The following is a 911-nucleotide window of genomic DNA, read 5'->3' as shown; positions in this document are numbered from 1 at the left end:
CACTTAATGAAAAGATGTAGAGATAAACAATTTTTTTCATTTACTTAAAAGTTAGTGATGATTTACAACTAAATCTATAAAAAATTAATTATCCAATAAAGGTATGGCTTTTATTTATGATGAAATTGTGATAAAAAAATGGCTGCCCTCAGGGCAGCCATTTTTTTTATAACTTTTACAGTGTTAAAGTATTATGGCGTTACAACTTTTGGTTGTGCTGCTTTAGGTTTAGCGATGTCGCTATTGTTTTTCGCAAGATCGTAAACGGTAGGAGCTGCCAAGATAATAGAAGAATATGTACCCACTATGATACCTACTAAGATAGCGAATGCAAATCCTCTGATTACCTCACCACCAAAGATGAACAATACTACTAACACAAAGATGATTGTCAAAGATGTGATGATAGTACGGCTTAAGGTAGTGTTGATAGCGTGGTTTACCACATCTCCGAAATTTTTGTGTGTGCCGACAGCTTTGTTGATATCTTCACGGATACGGTCGAACACCACCACAGTATCGTTTACGGAGTAACCCAATACCGTTAAGAATGCTGCCACAAAGTGTTGGTCAATATCCAATGAGAAAGGAACGATACCATCCAAGATTGAGAACAATCCTAGAAGGATGATAGCATCGTGCAGTGTAGATACTGCGGCTCCAACAGAATATTGCCATTTGTGGAAGCGCACTAAGATATAGATAGCGATAATAATCAATGAAAGAGCAATATGGTCCGGTATTCTTTCATTGATTATTATCGCTATCTATATCTTAGTGCGCTTCCACAAATGGCAATATTCTGTTGGAGCCGCAGTATCTACACTGCACGATGCTATCATCCTTCTAGGATTGTTCTCAATCTTGGATGGTATCGTTCCTTTCTCATTGGATATTGACCAACACTTTGT

Annotated in this window: 2 protein-coding genes; one reads left to right on the top strand and one right to left on the bottom strand. The window is 37.3% G+C overall.

Annotation, left to right across the window (positions count from 1 at the left end; genetic code table 11):
* Nucleotides 1-191 precede the first annotated feature (191 nt).
* The gene (secF, locus tag SD31_RS14110; RefSeq protein ID WP_052259099.1) at nucleotides 192-719 is read right to left on the bottom strand and encodes a protein translocase subunit SecF; all 528 of its coding nucleotides are present in this window, start codon (nucleotides 717-719) and stop codon (nucleotides 192-194) included.
* A 58-nt stretch (nucleotides 720-777) separates the two neighbouring features.
* Between secF and SD31_RS19605 the strand changes: the two genes are divergently transcribed.
* Nucleotides 778-911: hypothetical protein (locus tag SD31_RS19605; protein WP_231561695.1), on the top strand; the 134-nt coding region annotated here is incomplete at its 3' end.

It is taken from the genome of Sphingobacterium sp. T2, assembly GCF_000814685.1.
Lineage (GTDB): Bacteria > Bacteroidota > Bacteroidia > Sphingobacteriales > Sphingobacteriaceae > Sphingobacterium > Sphingobacterium thermophilum.
This window is presented reverse-complemented; position numbering and strand designations above follow the sequence as displayed.